This is a genomic window from Myxococcus sp. CA033 (assembly GCF_013336625.1).
GTDB classification, from domain to species: domain Bacteria; phylum Myxococcota; class Myxococcia; order Myxococcales; family Myxococcaceae; genus Myxococcus; species Myxococcus llanfairpwllgwyngyllgogerychwyrndrobwllllantysiliogogogochensis.
The window spans coordinates 25,572-42,599 of sequence record NZ_JABUMU010000015.1 but is presented as its reverse complement, the minus strand read 5'-3'; the positions used below and the strand labels follow the sequence as shown (position 1 = coordinate 42,599).

The 17,028-nt window shown below is 68.8% G+C and carries 11 protein-coding genes; 4 read left to right on the top strand and 7 right to left on the bottom strand.

From position 1 onward, the window contains the following. Positions 1-9: 9 nt before the first annotated feature. Positions 10-4,617 carry a type I polyketide synthase gene (locus HUA78_RS28900; protein WP_174477615.1) on the bottom strand — a complete coding sequence of 1,536 codons (4,608 nt, stop codon included), beginning with the start codon at positions 4,615-4,617 and terminating at the stop codon, positions 10-12. A gap of 167 nt (positions 4,618-4,784) precedes the next feature. Further along, a complete protein-coding gene (locus HUA78_RS28895; RefSeq protein ID WP_141640648.1) occupies positions 4,785-5,828 on the bottom strand; it encodes an LLM class flavin-dependent oxidoreductase in 1,044 nt (347 codons plus the stop codon). A 232-nt stretch (positions 5,829-6,060) separates the two neighbouring features. On the opposite strand from HUA78_RS28895, the gene HUA78_RS28890 reads away from it, so the two are divergent. Further along, on the top strand, positions 6,061-7,431 hold the full coding sequence (locus HUA78_RS28890; RefSeq protein ID WP_174455411.1) for an MFS transporter: 1,371 nt from the start codon (positions 6,061-6,063) through the stop codon (positions 7,429-7,431). Between the two features lie 21 nt (positions 7,432-7,452). Here the strand turns inward: HUA78_RS28890 and HUA78_RS28885 are convergent, their stop codons facing one another. Further along, entirely contained in the window at positions 7,453-8,898 is a 1,446-nt protein-coding gene (locus HUA78_RS28885; protein ID WP_254623950.1) for a hypothetical protein, read from the bottom strand. A gap of 74 nt (positions 8,899-8,972) precedes the next feature. On the opposite strand from HUA78_RS28885, the gene HUA78_RS28880 reads away from it, so the two are divergent. Next, complete coding sequence (locus HUA78_RS28880) at positions 8,973-9,335, top strand: hypothetical protein (protein ID WP_141640651.1); 363 nt, start codon at positions 8,973-8,975, stop codon at positions 9,333-9,335. A 104-nt stretch (positions 9,336-9,439) separates the two neighbouring features. Then, the gene (locus tag HUA78_RS28875) at positions 9,440-10,789 is read left to right on the top strand and encodes a DUF2254 family protein (protein WP_174477614.1); all 1,350 of its coding nucleotides are present in this window, start codon (positions 9,440-9,442) and stop codon (positions 10,787-10,789) included. Between the two features lie 35 nt (positions 10,790-10,824). Here HUA78_RS28875 and HUA78_RS28870 read toward each other — a convergent pair whose 3' ends face one another. From HUA78_RS28870 to HUA78_RS28855, 4 genes are all read right to left on the bottom strand, one after another. Further along, the gene (locus tag HUA78_RS28870) at positions 10,825-11,292 is read right to left on the bottom strand and encodes a hypothetical protein (protein WP_174462167.1); all 468 of its coding nucleotides are present in this window, start codon (positions 11,290-11,292) and stop codon (positions 10,825-10,827) included. A gap of 136 nt (positions 11,293-11,428) precedes the next feature. Beyond that, entirely contained in the window at positions 11,429-13,003 is a 1,575-nt protein-coding gene (locus HUA78_RS28865) for an AbgT family transporter (protein WP_217442637.1), read from the bottom strand. Between the two features lie 72 nt (positions 13,004-13,075). Further along, the gene (locus tag HUA78_RS28860) at positions 13,076-13,891 is read right to left on the bottom strand and encodes a YdiY family protein (RefSeq protein WP_174455414.1); all 816 of its coding nucleotides are present in this window, start codon (positions 13,889-13,891) and stop codon (positions 13,076-13,078) included. 228 nt (positions 13,892-14,119) lie between these two features. Continuing rightward, positions 14,120-15,817, bottom strand: a complete 1,698-nt coding sequence (locus HUA78_RS28855) for an alpha/beta-hydrolase family protein (RefSeq protein ID WP_174477613.1) — start codon at positions 15,815-15,817, stop codon at positions 14,120-14,122. A gap of 340 nt (positions 15,818-16,157) precedes the next feature. Between HUA78_RS28855 and HUA78_RS28850 the strand changes: the two genes are divergently transcribed. Further along, complete coding sequence (locus tag HUA78_RS28850) at positions 16,158-16,979, top strand: siderophore-interacting protein (protein ID WP_174466869.1); 822 nt, start codon at positions 16,158-16,160, stop codon at positions 16,977-16,979. Positions 16,980-17,028: the final 49 nt, after the last annotated feature.

Below are 17,028 nucleotides of genomic sequence, written 5' to 3'. Positions count from 1 at the left end.
TCCTCCCCCTCAATTGCCGGACTGGCGGCGCTGCTGGATTTGCTCCCGGCGCCGCGCTCCTCGGCTCCTCCGGTCGCTGGTGGTCGTCGTCGGCGCCGGGTCCTGTCCGCGCGTCAGGAGCCGCGCCATGGCGCTCAGGGTGGGGTTCTCGAAGAGCGCCACCACGGGCACGTCCGTGCCGAAGCGGCGCTTCACCTCGTTGATGACCTTCAGGCCAATCAGCGAGTTGCCACCCAGCTCGAAGAAGTTCTCGTGCAGCGACACGCTCTCCACACCCAGGAAGCGCCGCCAGATGTCCGCCAGCTCGCGCTCCGCGTCGTCCATGTTGGTGGGCGCAGCGCGCTCTCCCTTGGGCGCGTCGTCCGTCTCCACCGGGCCCATCAGGTCCTGGAGGAAGCTGGCGCTGCGGGCCATGGCCGCGCGCAGGTCCTGCGTGGACACCACGACGTGCGTGGGCATCTGCGCGAGCACGCGCTCGAACACGTCCACGCCCTCGGTGGGGGACAGGGCGTGGGTGAGCATCGCCTCGCGCAGCGCGTCTGCCCCGCCGGGAATCTGGGTGGTGACGGCCTGGCCCACCTCGCGCCACGTGTCCCAGCCCAGGGAGATGACCGGCAGGCCCCCCGTCGCCGAGGCCTGATAGGCGAAGGCATCCTGGAAGGCGCACGCCGCGCAGTGGTCGATCTGCCCGGGCTCGGCGGTGAAGGCCGTGCGGGACGAGCAGAGCAGGAGGAAGTCGAGGGGCATGCCCTTCAACAGCTCGTGCAGGACCCACGTGCCTCGCACCTTCGGACGGAGGACATTTTCCACCGCCTTCCGGGTGCGAAGCTGGGCGAGCCCACCCGCGGGCACACCCGCGGCATGGATGACGCCATGCGGATCGCCAAAAGTCTCACGCGTGCGGCGCATCACCTCCGCCATCTGCCCCGCGTCGCCCACGTCCGCCTGGAGTACCAGGACCTCGGACCCGAGTGACTCCAACACGAGGACCCGGCGAATCCGCTGGCTCACCACGTCCTGCTCATCGTGTGCGCCCAGCCACGCATCCCAGTGGCTTCGTTCCGGCATCGCGCGGTGACCCACCAGCACCAGCCGGGCCTGCACCTTGCGCGCGAGAGACTCCGCCAGTACCAGGCCGATTCCGCCCAGGCCGCCGGTGATGAGGTACGTGCCCCGAGGCCGCAGCCGCGTCGGCGCGCCCGTCTCCGGAGGCGTCAGGTGCGCGGGCTCCAGCGACTGCTCCCAGCGGTGGGCGCCTCGCAGCGCGACCGCGCCGTTGGAGGACGTCGCGGTGACCTCACCCGCCAGCCGTGCCGCCAACGTCGGCAGCTCCGTCGGACTTTCGGGCAGCTCCACATCGAGCGTCCGACACGTGAGGCCCGGCACCTCATGGGGCAGCACGCGACATGCGCCGAGCAGCGTGGCCTTCTCCGAGGCGAGTGACTCGTGGCCGGTGACGGACTGCACTCCGGTGGAGACCACCGTGAGGTGTACCGACCCGGACGAACCCTGGCCTCCCAGCGCCTGCGCCAGGAAGAGCAGGCTGAAGAAGCCCGTGTCCTGGGCGCGCTCCACGCCTTCCAGGCCCGCGCCCGTCGCATCCACGCTCCACAGGTGGACGATGCGGTCGGGTCGCGGCCCGTCCTCGGTGAGCGCGGCCAGCAGCGTCGCGTAATTCTCCGCGCGGCCCGGGTTCACCTCGAAGTCTCCGTCCTCCAGCCGGCGGAAGTCAGGCCCGGACTTCACGCGGGTGACCCGGCCGCCGGTCTCCATGAGCCGCGCCGCCAGCGCGTCACCCAGCCCCCGCTCGTCGACGAAGACGAGCCAGTGACCCAGGGTGGCCGCGGGCACGCGCGGGGCGAGCGTCCGCTTCCACGAGGGCAGGTAGTACCAGTCAGAGGCGTCCTTGCGCCGGGCGAGCGAGGCCTCTCCGCCCACGATGGCGCCCACCAGCTTCGGGTCCAACCAGTGCCGCTTGCGCTCGAAGGGGTAGGTGGGGAGCACCACGCGCCGCCGCTTCTCTCCGGCGTACAGGCGCTTCCAGTCCACCGGCACGCCGGCCATCCAGAGCCGCCCCAGCGTGGTGAGCACGAAACGCACGTCGGAGCCCGGCTCGCGAGGAGCACGCATCGACGTGAGCACGACGGTGGACTGGTCGCGAGCCACCTGGAGCCGCGCGAGCGAGCCCAGCGTCCGGCCGGGGCCCACCTCCAACAGCACGCGCGAGGTGTCCTCCATCAGGCAGCGCAGGCCGGGGCCAAAGCGCACCGTCTGCCGGAGGTGCCGCACCCAGTAGCGCGGGTCCGTGGCCTCCTCCTCGGTCACCCACGTCCCCGTTACACCGGACACGAAGGGCAGCTTGGGCGTCTGCAGCTTCAGTCGACTCACGAAGGCGGAGAACGCCGGCAGGATGGAGTCGATGATGTGCGAGTGCGCGGCCACGTCGATGTGGACCCGACGGTGCTCGATGCCACGCGCCGCCAGCTCCGTCGAAAGCGCGTCCACGGCGGCGGTGTCTCCGGCCACCACGCACTGAGTGGGTCCATTGACGGCGGCCAGCGACAGCCGCTCGCTCAGCAGCGGCAGCAGTTCCTCCTCGGACAGGGCCACGCTCACCATGGCGCCCGAGGGGAGCTGCTCGAAGAGGCGGCCTCGCTCGGTCACCAGGGCGAGCGCATCCTCCAGGGAGAAGACACCCGCGAGGCAGGCGGCGACGTACTCGCCCATGCTGTGGCCAATCATCGCCTCGGGCTGGATGCCCCAGGACTCCCACAGCTTCGCGAGCGCGTACTCCACGGTGAAGAGCGCGGGCAGGCCCACGGACGGGCGAGGCAGGGGCGCCGAGGCGTCCGCGTCTCCAGGCGGGTAGAGCACCGCGCGCAGCGACGGGCCTCCCCGGCGCGACAGCAGGGCGGCGCACGCATCGAAGGCCTCGCGAAAGGCGGGCTCCGTCTCGTACAGCTCCTGCCCCATGCGCACGTGCTGGGCCCCGCCACCGGGGAAGAGGAACACGACGGGACGTCCACCGTCCTTCGCCATGCCGGTGAACACGCGCTCCGGTGCCCCATCGGTCAGCACGGTGGCCGCGTCCTGGCCGTCCTCGCAAATCACCACGCGCCGATGGGCGAAGGCCTTTCGGCCGATCTGGAGGGTGTAGGCCACGTCCGCCAGTTCCTGCTCCGGACGCGCCGCCAGGTGCGCGCCGAGGTTGTGGCTGAGCGTGTCCAGCGCGCCCGGCTTCTTCGCGGAGAGGGCCACCAGCTTCCAAGGCCGGGTGGGGCCGGAAGGCGCGGGAGGAGGAGGCGCTTCCAGCAGCGCGTGGGCGTTGGTGCCGCCAATCCCAAAGGAACTCACGCCCGCGTGGCGCCGGTGGCCATGGGGCTGCCAGTCCTTCAGCGTGGCGTTCACATAGAAGGGGCTCCGGGCCCAGTCGATGTTGGGGTTGGGCGTCCGGCAGTGCAGGGTGGGAGGGATCTGCCCGTGCTCCACCGCGAGCGTCGCCTTGATGAGGCCGGCCACGCCCGCCGCCGCGTCCAGGTGGCCGATGTTCGACTTGACCGAGCCCAGCGCGCAGAAGCTGGTGGCCTCGGTGCCCGCGCGGAAGGCGCTCGTCAGCGCGGAGACCTCCACCGGATCTCCCAGCAGCGTGCCGGTGCCGTGCGTCTCCACGAAGCCCACTTTGTCCGGCGTCACGCCCGCCAGCGCATGGGTGCGGGCAATGACCTCCGCCTGCCCCTCGGAACTGGGGGCGGTGTAGCCGAGCTTCGAGGCGCCGTCGTTGTTGACGGCCGTGGCGCGGATGACGGCGTGGATGTGGCTGCCATCCGCCAGCGCGTCCTCCAGCCGCTTGAGCACCACCACGCCCACGCCACTGCCGAAGAGCGTTCCCTGGGCCTCGGCATCGAAGGGGCGACAGTGCCCGTCCGGCGACGCGATGCCACCGGGCTGGTGCACGTAGCCGGTGCGCTGGGGCATGTCCACGGACACGCCCCCCGCGAGCGCCACGTCACACTGGAAGCCGAGCAGCGCCTGACAGGCCAGGTGGGTTGCGACCAGCGAGGTGGAACATCCCGTCTGCACGTCGAGGCTCGGACCCTTGAGGTCCATGTGGTACGCGAGCCGCGTGGCGAGGAAGTCCTTGTCGTTGCCAATCATCACCTGGAAGCTGTCGCCTGAATCGAGCAGCTCCGGGTGCGTGTGCAGGTTGAAGAGCAGGTAGGTGCTCAGGCTCGTTCCGGCGAAGACGCCCACCGAGCGCGACTCCGTGTCCAGCCCGTGGCCCGCGTGCTCCATCGCCTCCCAGGCGCACTCCAGGAAGATGCGGTGCTGCGGGTCCATCAACGCCGCCTCACGCGGCGAGTAGCCGAAGAAGCCCGCGTCGAAGGCATCCACCTGCTCCAGCACTGCCCCGGCCTTCACGAAGCCCGGCTGCCTCAGTCGCTCTTCGGGGACACCCCGCGCGCGCAGCTCGTCGTCCGTGAAGAAGCGGATGCCCTCCACGCCGTCGCGGAGGTTGCGCCAGTAGGCTTCCACGTCCGGAGAGCCCGGGAAGCGGCCGGCCATGCCGACAATGGCAATGGCCAGTGCATCGCCGTCATTCAGGTTGTCTTCGCTCATGGCGGTCGAAGCACTCACAGGCAGGAGGAGAATCAGGGGGAGCGTGTCTGGAACGTACGAACGGTCCGCACATACGGTTTCAAGGCGGAGGAACGTCCGTGACGAATGTGCTGGAGCCGTCGCCCGCGGCGGTCCCCCGGCCGCCGCGAGTCACCCGAGGCCGCGAATCAGCTCGCGGTGCGGGCGGTGGGTAGGGCTTCGTCGCGCGTGTTCGTGAGCGAGAACGCGTCGGCGAGCAATTCGTAGGACCGCAGCCGGGCGCGGTGGTCGTGGACGATGGTCGTGATGAGCAGCTCGTCCGCCTGGAACTCCTCGGCCATGCCCAGCAGCTGCTCCTTCACCTGGGCCGGAGCTCCGCAGACGACGCGCTTGCGGTCGAACTCGAGCGTGGCCTGGTCCTCGGGCGTATAGGCGTAGGCCTCCGCCTCCTCGATGGAGGGAATGGGCTCTTCGTTGCGGCCCCGGCGGGTGTTGATGGTCAGCAGGTCGCTACTGCGGGCTATCCGCCGAGCTTCCTGCTCCGTCGGTGCACAGATGACATACACACTGACGGAGGAACGAGGCGCCGATTGCACGTGAGAGGGCTGGAACCGCGCGCGGTAGCCGCGCGTCACCGGACCGCCGTGAATCGGATTGAAGAAGTGGGCGAAGCAGAAGGAGATTCCCAGCCGCGCGGCGAGCACGGAGCTCTGCTCACCCGAGCCCAGCGCCCACAGCTGCGGCATCCCCGGCGCCATGGTCCGCAACCCCAGCCCCTGAAACTCCGCCGTCGCGGGCGTGCTCCCCGAGATGAAGGCGATGAGGTCCTCGAGCTTCGTCGGGAAGCTCTCGTTGCTCGCGGGGACGCCGTACGCCAGCGCCTTGGCCACCAGGTCCGCGCTGCCAGACGTCCGCCCGATGCCCAGGTCGATGCGACCCGGGTGGAGCGCTTCCAACAGCCGGAAGACCTCGGCGACCTTGAAGGGGCTGTAGTTCGTCAGCAGCACACCGCCCGTGCCTACACGGATGCGCGACGTCGCCGCCGCGACATGCGCCACCATGATTTCGGGAGCGACACCGGCGAAGTGTCCGGAGCCGTGGTGCTCCGCGACCCAGAAACGGTGATAGCCGAGCTGCTCCGCCGCACGGGCCAGCTCCACCGTGTTCTGGAATGCCTCACGTGTCGTGCTGCCTCGGGCGACGATGGAATGGTCAAGGACACTGAGCTTCACGGCGAGCGCTTCTCCCGGGGCAAGTGACACCCTCGGCCGTGGACGACACGGGCCGGGGCGTCGAGTTGACCGCGTTTCGTTGGGGGTCGTTACTATAATAGCACCGTCAGCCGCGAGAAATGAGGCTTGGCTGATTTTGTTTGAACTCCGAGAAAATGTGACAGGCAGGAGTGCTGTGGTTGCGCGGACTCCTCCTTCTTCCCGGCCGCGACCTGTTATCAGCACCTCCCACATGTTCCGACGCGTCATCACGCACCCGCCCGCCGTCTTCGGGCTCACCTGGTTCGCGCAGCTGGTCTCCTCGCTGGGCTCGGCGCTGGCGGGCTTCTCGGTGATGGTCCACGTGTATCGGAGCAGTGACTCCATCACCGAGTACTCGCTCGCCTCGTTCTTCTCGTTCCTGCCGATGGTGCTGATTGCCCCCGTCGCCGGGGCGCTCGTGGACCGGTGGGACCGCCGCCGCATCATGGTGCTGGCGGACGTGGGGGCGGGGCTCACCATGCTGCTGATGTGGCTCCTGCTGGTGGCGGACGGGGCAGGGCTCTGGAGCCTGCGCAGCTGGCACCTGTACCTGCCCATCGCGGTGTGCGCGGCCGCGGGCACGTTCCGGGCGCTGGCCTACTCGGCCTCCACGGCGCTGATGGTTCCGAAGCAGCACCTGGGGCGGGCCAATGGCCTGATTGAGCTGGCGCTGGGAATCGGCCAGTTGGGCGGGCCCGCGCTGGCGGGACTCCTGGTGGTGCGAATCGGCCTCCAGGGGGTGCTGCTCATCAACCTGGGGTCCTTCTTCCTCTCGGCGCTGGTGCTGCTGTGTGTGGGGTTCCCCCAGCCCGAGCAAAGCGCCACCGCGCGTGCGGCGAGAGGCTCCCTGCTGGAGCAGATGGCGGTCGGGTGGGGTTTCATCCAGGCGCGGCCCGGCCTGCTGGGGCTGTTGACGTGTATCGCCGTGGCCAACCTGTTCGTGAGCCTGGTGACGGTGCTCATCACTCCCATGGTCCTGAGCTTCGCGGACGCGTCGACCCTGGGGTGGATTGCCTCCTGCTCGGGCATGGGGGTGCTCACGGGGGCCTTGTTGATGAGCGTGTGGGGTGGGCCCCGGAGACGCATCCTCGGCGTGCTCGGCTTCGAACTGCTCGCGGGCCTGGCCCTGTTCGCGGCGGCGCTGCCGGCGGATGCGCGACTGGTGGCGGGCGCCGCCTTCGTCTTCATGTTCACCACCCCAGGGGTCATGGGGTGCTCTCAGTCCATCTGGCAGAGCAAGGTACCGTCGGAGCTGCAGGGCCGGGTCTTCGCCGTGAGGCGGATGATCGCCCTGTCCACGCCGCCGGTGGCGGCCTTGCTCTCGGGACCGCTGGCGGACCGATTCTTCGAGCCCTGGATGGCCCCGGGCGGCGCGCTGGCGGGGCGCTTCGGGCCCATGCTCGGCGTGGGCCCGGGCCGAGGCATCGCGCTGCTCTACCTGGTGCTGGGCGTGTTGTGCGCGGTGAACGTGCTGGTGGCCTGGCTCTCCCCCCGCGTGAGGAACGTGGAGCTGGAGCTGCCGGACGTCCTGCGCGAGCCGCCTTCGAGCGTGGGGCCCCAGCCTGCGCCAACCTCGGCGTGACGGAGGCCCCGGACGGGCGGGCTACTCGACGACGACGAGCGCGCACATCAGCGCGCCCTGCGTCGCGTTGACCACGTCCTTGCCCCGCCCCATGGGATTCATCCGGACCATCGTCCCGCCGTAGCGCTCACCGAAGACGAAGGAGCCCCAGATGAGGATGTGCGGGCCCACGGAGCCGTCGTCCCGCATGAAGTGGTAGGGGCGGGGTTCGACGCGCTCCTGGATGATCCACCCGCCGCTCTCCAGCGCCTCCTGGATGGCCGCGTCCCACGCCTCGGCGGTCATCGACCGGCCGATGAGCACCGACTTCCCGCCGTAGGCGCGGCCCGCCTTCAGCACCAGCCCATCGCGCTTCGAGGCGACGACCTGGTCGGGCAACCACACGCGCTCACCGGCCCGCCAGGTGTGGGTGCGCTGGAGCCGCCGCGTCCAGGGGATGTGCTGGCGGATGAGCTCGCGCTCCTCGGCGGAGAGGGCAGGGGAGTCCTCGTTCTCCGACAGCAGCGAGATGTTGAGCTTGTCGTCGAGGATCTCCTGCGCGGGGCCGTTGTAGAGGCAGAGGGTGCGGGCGGCGAGCGCGGCGCCGACGCGGGCATCGAACGCCGCTCCCACCACCTCCAGCCTGTCCCTCGCGTCATGCTCCTGCACCGCATGCACGCGTCGGCCGCGCATCGTGAAGCGGTGTCCCTCCTCGTCGTGGACCTCGCCGTAGGTGCCGATGAGCACCTCGCCCTTCGCACCCTCCGCTTCGAGCAGCTCCGTGAAGGTGGTGTTGAGCAGCAGGGTCGCCATCTCGACACCCACCGGGTCCGGCAGCTCGTTGTCCGGGAAGAGCACGGCCAGGTTGCATTCGCCCTCCCATGCAACGGTCCGGCGCACGTCGTCGATGACGTGGGAGAGGAAGGCCTTGAGGGTGTCCTGGAGCTGGACGCGCAGGCCCTGCTCCTGGGTGAAGCGCTGGAGCACGGGCTGGTCCATCACGACCTGGGCCTTGAGCGCCGTCTCCCAGCCACCCAGGCCCGCCATCATGTTGATCTCAAGGCACTTGAGACCGTCCGCCGAGTCGATGAAGTCGCCGCGGCTGAGCACGCCGCGCGCGTCGTCCGTGAGGGCCAGGGCCTCCACCGCCACGCGTGCGCGCTCGGGCGGGAGACCGAAGTACTCGGCGACACGTGCCGGGTCACCGCCGAGCAGCAGCCGGGGCCCGCGCTTGACGAGCCGGCTGAGCTTCACCGAGACGTCCTCCAGCAACTGGTTCCGGCGCGCGTCGATGAGGATGGGCCAGCGGTGCAGCTCGTAATACATGAGCGGCGACTCCTCGAACTTGCCGAAGCGGTGCTTCGCGAATGCCTCGGGAGTCCGCTCCGCGAACTTCAGGAAGGCCACCGCCGCGGCGGACAGCTCGCCGTGCAGCACGTGGGTTTCCTCGGAGAACATCTTGCCCTGCCGCCCATCTGCGCCTGACATCACGAAGGCTCCACGCCAAGAAATTCACGCAATTGCACTCTGTCGCAGTGTGCATGTAAAGCCTTCGTGACACCATGAAGCTTGAACGCCATGTCGGAGGGCTCTCCCTCGCGCGGAAGGCCAACTACCTGCGGGCGCGCGGTTGGCGTGAAGACGAGGGTCGGTGGTCGCATGAGATCTTCGGCCAGCATCCGCTGGCGAAGGCCATCCACCACCAGCTCACGGACGACCTGGCCCAGGCCCTCTGTCAGCGGGGATGGCAGGTGCTTGGGTACTCGGAGCGGGGCTATGTGCAGCTCCGCGATGGAGAGCGCGGCAAGCCATGCTCGCTGCCCAAGGCGCTGCGCACGCAGGCGCGCCGCGAGAAGCGTCCCGTGGCGGAGCTGACCTATTCGCTGTTCCTGGCGGCGCTCGTCGAAGTGAACGACGCCGGGTAGGGCGCGACCGTGCACCGAGTCCACGGGCTGCTGCCTGTCCGTGTGTCTGCTGCGTGCCATGCCCGCAGGGGCCACATTTTCCTTCTGGCCGAGAGGGAGTTCGCATGGTCGCCCGCCGTCACCGCAGGCTCATCCGTGACCCCTACTGGCTGGTGCTGCTCGCCTGTCTCGGCATCGGCGGCCTGCTTGGCCTGGAGCTGGCGCGGGTTCAGACGGACTACGCGTCGGCCTTCTTCGGGCTGGCCTGGCGGGGAGACCCCTCAGAGACACGCTCCGCGCTCACGGCGCTGTTCGGACTGCAGATCACCGTCCTCACGGTGGTCCTGTCCCTGAATGCACCGGTCATCCAGTCCGCGGCGAATCAATATTCACCCCGGCTCGTCCCGCTCTACTTGAAGAGCGCGCCGCTGCGCCGCGCCATCCCGCTGTTCTGCGTCTCCAGTGGGTACATCCTCGTGGCCGGACGGGAGCTGGGTTTGATCACGGACGCGGGAGTCCGTCCACGTCCCGTGCTCTCGGGGGCCTTCATCCTGGTCCTCATCGCGCTCGTGTCCCTGGTCATCTGCATGATTCGCACGTTCCGTTACATGCGAGTGGAGCGCGTGCTCGGACTCGTCCAGGAGTTGGTCGTCTCGGCGGCTGAGCGTCGCATCCGGGCTCGACTGATCCGACTCCCGTTGGACCCGGCGGCGACGCTGCTGCTGCCGCCCGAGGCCTCGGCGCTCACGGCGCCTTCATCTGGCTACCTCACCGAGGTCGACCTTCGTCGCCTCACTCGACTCGCCCGGCATTGGCGCGTGCGGGCGCGCATCGACGTTTTCGTCGGCGACTATGTCGACACGGGGGAAGTCGTCGGCTGGGTGGTGGGGGAAGATCCTGGGCCCATGGACCCGCGCGCGATGCACGGCCTCGCCTCGGCCCTGCTCCTCACCGCGGCGCGTGAGCCCGATTGCGACCCCGCGCTCGGGATTCGCATCCTCGTCGACGTCGCCAACCGGGCGCTCTCGACCTCCGCGAACGACGCCTATACGGCGCGACAGGCGCTGCAGCAGGTCCGCTCGGTGATGCGCCGGCTGGGGCATCTGCCGCTGGGGGACTGGAACGTGGTCGACCCCGATGGGCAGGTGCGTGCGTCCGTCGCGGGGATGCGCCTGCGCGACTATCTCTTCATGGCGGTGGATGGTCCGCTGCACCATGGAATGGGCAGTCCCGAGGTTCTCGAAGAGGTGCTCCAGATCGCGCTCGCCGTGGGGCTGACCGCCTGGGATGCGGAAGACCGGGCAGCGGCGCATGCGCTCGTGGCTCGCGTGCTCGCGAAGGCCACCGCACAGGAGACCCCCGAGCGTGAGCGCCTCCATCGACGGCTCACGGAATCCAGGCGCATTCGCGCTGCATTCGAGAACCGCTCGCCAAGCGACCCCGGAGCCAACGCGGGCGAGTGGGGTCCGCACTGAGCCGAGCCCGGCTCAGCAGGTCGCCACCTGTCGTCCTAACGCGGTTCCCCAGTGGGAGAGGAGGGGGCACTGGACAGACGAAGGAGCTCGGGCAGGGTCGTGAGGTCGCGGACAGCCATGTACGCCAGGCTGCCCACCACAAACGCCATGAACGTTCCGATGCCCATCATTACCATGGCGAGGGTCAAGAGCACGACGGTGGTCACCCAGTGCGCTCGGATGGCCCACTTCCCGGCGACGGTCGCCACCATCGCGCGACGAACCTCAAGCGCGGTTTTCGCGGCGCGGATTGCATCGGGAGCCGCCCTCAGGCTGCGTGCCTGAAGCGTGCCGACGATGACGCCGCAAAGGGCGCCCACGGCGGGCGGGAGGGCCGGCATCGGAGTGACCCACGGGGCCAGTAGCGCTGACGCCGCCGCGAAGGTCACAGCGAGCGCGGCGCTCTTCGCGGGTTGCAGGGTCCAGTGAAGGCCAGTCCGCTCGACACCTGCATCCGGATTCATGGACGTAAGGTATCAGCTTCACCTCGTGGTCGACGAGCGAGTCCTTCGGCTCCTTGCCGTGCCCCACCTGCTCACCCTCGAGCCGTGCCAGGGCGCTCGGCCCCGGCACGGCCTTGGTTCAGGTGTCCTCTTGGGCCTACCCGAGTCCCCACGGGAGCCCCAGCACCTGCCACGCCACCAGGAGGAGGATCCACGCGATAAAGACGACCACGACGTACGGCAACATCAGCGCCACGATGGTGCCCACGCCTGCTTCCTTCTGGTACTTCTGCGCGAACGTGACGATCAACGCGAAGTAGGCGTTCAGCGGCGAGATGGCGTTGAACGGACCGTCACCCACGCGGTACGCGGCCAGCACGGCCTCCGGGTCGACATTCAGCCGCATCAGCAGCGGCACGAAGACGGGCGCGAAGATGGCCCACTTCGGAATGGCGCCCGTCATGATGAGGTCCAGCACCGCGACGACGCCGACGAACCCGACGAGCAACGGCAGCGCCCCGAGCCCCGCGTCCTCCAGGATGTCGCCCATCTTCACGGCCGCGAGCGTCGCCATGTTGGTGTACGTGAACAGGGCGATGAACTGGCTGATGATGAAGAGCAGGAAGATCAGCGCGCCCAGCCCCGACACCGCCTTCTCCATCGCCTTGATGACGTCGACGCTGCTCCGGATGGTCTTCGCGCCGATGCCGTAGGCCGCGCCCGCCACGAGGAACAACACGGTGATTGCGACAATCAGGCCGTTCATGAACGGCGAGTCGCCGACGATGGCTCCCGTCTCCGGATTGCGCAGCGGCGCCCCCGGCGGCAGCGTCAGCAAACCGAAGAACACGAGGACGGCCAGCACCCCCAACCCCGCGAACTTGAGTCCACGCGACTCGTCCGCGCTCATCGTCGCACCCGCCGCGTCCGGCTTCTCGCCCTTGTACTCACCCAGCCGGGGCGAGATGACCTTGTCGGTGATGAGCGAGACGATGAAGGTCAGCATGATGACCGACGCGACGGAGAACCAGAAGTTCGCCGTCAGGTCGATGGAGCGCTCGGGATTCAGGATGTGGATGGCGTCGTTGGTGATCTCCGTCAGGATGCCGTCCAGCGGCTTGATCAGGATGTTGACGGTGAACACCGCCGCGACGCCGGCGAACGACGCCGCCAGGCCCGCCAAAGGATGCCGCCCCACGGTGAGGAAGGCCGCCGCCGCCAGCGGAATCAAGACGAGATACCCGGCATCCGCGGCGATGCTCGACAGGATGCCGACGAACACGAGGATGTACGTCAGCGCCTTGCGGGGAGCGACCACCACCAGCTTGCGAATCAGCGCTCCCACCAGGCCCGCCGCGTCCGCGACACCCACGCCCAACATCGCGACGATGATGACGCCCACCGCGTTGAAGTTCATGAAGTTCTGGACGACGCCTTCGAACATGAAGCGAAGGCCTTCACCCGTCAGCAGGCTCTTCGCCGCGGCGGTCGTCTCCTCCGGGACGTGGGTCTCCGGATTGATGGTCTGGTACGTGACGCTGGCTCCCATCATGTAGAAGACATGGGAGAGCAGGATGACGATGCCAATCAGCGCGACGAAGATCACCGCCGGATGGGGGACCTTGTTTCCCACCCGCTCGACGGTGTCGAGAATCCGCTCCAGTCCCTTCTTCTTGGGCGGTGTCCCGGTCTGCCGTTCCGGCATCGAATCGTTGAAGTGAGCTGCCTTCATGGTCGTCCCGATCCTTTCCATCCGGGGACACGCTTGCCGCTCAATCCCGCGACGACGCGCGAGCCCCCTGCCTCAGAGCGTCAGTTCTGCTCCCACCGTGAGCGCGGTGTCCGTGGAGGCCTTTCCCTCGGCCGGTGAGCTGTCATGCCGTACGTCGAAGAACGTGGTGAGCGCCAGGCGCCCCGTCAGGTTCACGGAGAGCTTCGTGGTGGAGGTCAGCAGCACGCGCGTGTCGCCAAAGACATCCGGAAGCAGCATGGCGTACTCCCGGAACTCCACCCGCTCGTTGATGTCGTAGCGGAACATCACAGCGACCGAGGGAGACCACAGGTCGACGCTGGGGAGATCCTTCCGCGTGGGGACGTACTGGAACCTGCGGTCATGAGCGTAGTGAGCACCCAGGTAGGCCCGCAGGAACAGCTCGTCCGTCTTGCGCTTCTTCTGCTCAATCAACGTGAAGCCGACGCCCAGCTCGGCTTCCGCGCGCAGCTCGAGGCTCGACAGGTGATCGGTCTCCGCCCCCAGATACGTGTACGCGCTGAGCAGGGGCGTGGCCCGGTACTCTCCACGCACCCATGCTCCGAGCGCCTCCGCGATGAGCTCCTCTTCGTCCTCGGACGCCGCCGCTCTCCCGTAGGCGCCATCCGCCTCCAGGGTGAGTGCCCACTTGGGTGACTCGTATTCCGCCAGGGAATTGCCCGTCAGCGTGTACGAGCGACTGTTGCCGGTGAAGAACGAGAAGCCGACGCCGAAGGAGCCTGTCCAGGGCCCGACGTCCTCTTCCTCATCCTCGGTGCATGGGCGCACCGGGCCGTCCTCCGACACCGTGTCGGGCGGCGGCGTGGGAGTCTGGGCAAGGACCGTGAGGAGGAAGAGAAGAGGGCTCATACACACTCGGGTGAAGCAGTGAGGCGCTCCTGGAGCGATGCCAGGAGACGGGAGGCGCGGAGTTCACGGCCAGGACAGCGAGCAGGCGCGTGCCGCCCTCTCGGGTTCCGTCAAACACTCGTCATGCGTGACAGGGCGCGCAATCGCCCAAGGGGGCAGCGCGGGACGCTCGCGTGCGCGTCAGGGCCCGACTCCGATTCACTGCCTTCATCCGACGCGCGACACTCGTCACGGCTCGGGCCGCAGGCGCTCCCTCAGTCGCGCGGTCTTCTCCTGGGTCCAGCCTTCCGGCCGCAGCAGCGCGAGCCAGCCGTCCACGTGCTCGCCCGTGTAGACATGGCCATAGCCGGGAGGGACCGCCATCCCCAGCGGCAGGTCGGCTGTCACCTGCCAGAACGTCACGAAGGGGAGCCACACCATCGCGTCCACGACGTCATCGCCCCGGGGCTCCCTCAGCCAGTCGGGACGGCTCAAGAGCAGCTGCGGACTCCACCAGGTGATGGGGTCCGACGGGTGGAGCAGGTAGAGCACCCGGGAGTTCCCCCAGGGTGCGGACGCCGGAGGAATCTCCACGCCCGGCCGCCTGCTGAAACGCACGATGCGGCCATTGCGATAGGTGGGCTCCACCTCGGGGCTGCCAGCATCGCGCTGGTCGGTGAACTCGCGATACAGCGTGTTGAAGTGTGGCGGCCCGACGAAGAGCGCGCCGCTCGTGCGGTTGGCCAGGTCCCGCTCTCCACTGAACGCCGTCTCTCCGCCGTAGGAGCCCAGGCTCTCTCCGAACACGAGCAGCTTCGGACGACGGCCTTCGGGAAGTCGCGACCAGCGCTCGTAGACCTCATCGAAGAGGGCGCGTCCCGCTTCCCGCGCGCGCTGCTGGTCCACCAGGACGGAGAGCCAGGACCACAGATGTGAGTACTGCATGGAGATGATCGCGGAGTCGCCGCCCGTCACGTACTCGAAGGCGTCCACGGACTCCGGCACCACCCAGCCGCTGCCCGTGGTGGTGACGACGAGCAGGTACTCGCGCTCGAAGCCACCGGCTCGCTCCAGGTCCTGGACGGCCAGCTTCGCGCGTCCCTCCGCGTCCGGCGCGGAGGCATAACCGGCATAGACGCGGATGGGCTCCTTCGCGGCGGCTCCGTTGAACGTGGAGAGCTCCTCGACCGAGGGACCCCGGCCCACGAAGTTGCGTCCCTCGCGGCCCAGCGTCTCCCAGCCCACTCTCGAACCAGGGCCCCCGGAGCGCAGCGCGCTGCTCGGGGGATACACGCCCTCCGCGGTCGTCGTGTCCTGCACCGCGAGGGTGCGGTCCGCCAGGGAGATGAGCCCGTCCCAGAGCACGCCGCTGGCGAGCAGGAAGGTGAGCGCCGCCACCACGACGCCGCTCGTCGCCCGGGCCGCACGCGGGCCGATGTGCCGCGCGAGCCGCGAGTCCAGTCGGCGATACACCGCGCGCAGCCCGCGCCCCGCCGCGACGAGCAGGACGAAGATGACCGCCGCGACCACGGGCGCGAACAGGTAGCCGGCGCGGCCAGGGTGGGGCATGCCCATCCGTTCGCGAATGCTTGCCTGCCAATGCCAGCCCAACGCCAGCGCGGCGACCAGGGCCACGCCCCCCACCACGAAGAAGCCGAGCCAGGCGCGTGGACTCGGAGCTCTCGGAGGTCGGTTGGCGAACTCGCGCCAGAGCCAGGCGCCCAGGACGCCCAGCCCGTAGCCGATGACCGCGCTCATGCCACTGACCAGGCCTTGAAAGGGACCGCTGCGTGGCAGCAACGACGGCGTGAAGGACAGACACGCGAACACGAGCGCGACCCACGCGCCGGGGAGCGTGTAGTGGAGCCACCGGGAGGAAGTTCGACTCCCATGCCAGACACCGCGCGCGGGTGGCTTCGGCGCGGCGCGATCAAGAAGGCGCTCCATGCGAACCCCCGGGGAGACGTTCTCGCGGCGCGGCACCGCATCCCTCGTTCCATGCAGAGGGTAGGACCTGCGAACGCGGCCCACAGCGGGCGCTCGTCATCCCTGCCAGGGACAAAGGGCCCGGGAGCTGTCCTGGGGTAGACGCACAGGCCTGCTCGCCTGACGTGCGCCCAGGCGGCGCTCGGCCAGGGCTCCGACTTCCCACCCGTCAGGCCTTCAAGACTGGAGACGAACCCGGCCTCTTGTGATAACGAAATTGCGAGTCAATATCGTAGTCCTGGCTGTCGGACCGTCCTTCGGGGCGGGCCTCGAGGCAGCGTGAAGAGAAGAGGAGCGCGGCGTGACGACGAGCGTGAGCGAGAAAGTGTTCCGTCGGGGGCCCTTCCCCGTGAAGTTCCGACTGCTGGAGGTGCTGCGGGTGACTCCCATCACCCCGCATGTGGTGCGCATCACCTTCGGGGGCGAGGACATCCAGGGCTTCAACAGCGAGGGTGCGGATGACCACGTGAAGCTGCTGTTCCCCGAGGAGGGGAAGCTCAAGCCGGTCATCCCCACCATGGGGCCGAACGGTCCGGTGCTGCAGCCGGGTGAGAAGAAGCCGGACTCGCGCGACTACACGCCCCGGCGGCATGACGCGGTGGCGGGCGAGCTGGACATCGACTTCGTCCTCCACGGCTCGGGTCCCGCGTCGTCCTGGGCGTCGAAGGCGAAGCCGGGTGACTTCCTCGGCGTGGGCGGGCCCAAGGGCTCGCTGTTCGTGTCCAACGACTTCGACTGGTACCTGCTCGCGGGCGACGAGACGGCCATCCCCGCCATCGGCCGCAGGCTGGAAGAGCTGCCCGCGGGGGCTCGCGCCATCGTCTTCATCGAAGTGTCGGACGCCAGCGAGGAGCAGAAGTTCGACACGAAGGCGAACGTGACGCTGACGTGGCTTCACCGCAATGGCGCGGAGGCCGGGACGACAGACCTCTTGAACCAGGCGATTCGCGGGCTCGACTTCCCGCCCGGCGACTACTTCGCCTGGGTGTCGGGCGAGTCGCTCTCCATGCGCCCCATCCGCGACCACCTGCTCAACGAGCGGGGCACGAAGAAGAGCTGGGTGCGCGTCACCGGCTACTGGAAGCGCGGCCTGTCGGACCACCACCACGACTCGCAGAACTGAGTCGTCGCCCGGGGAGGCCGAAAACACCTCGACCTCCCCGGGACTTTCG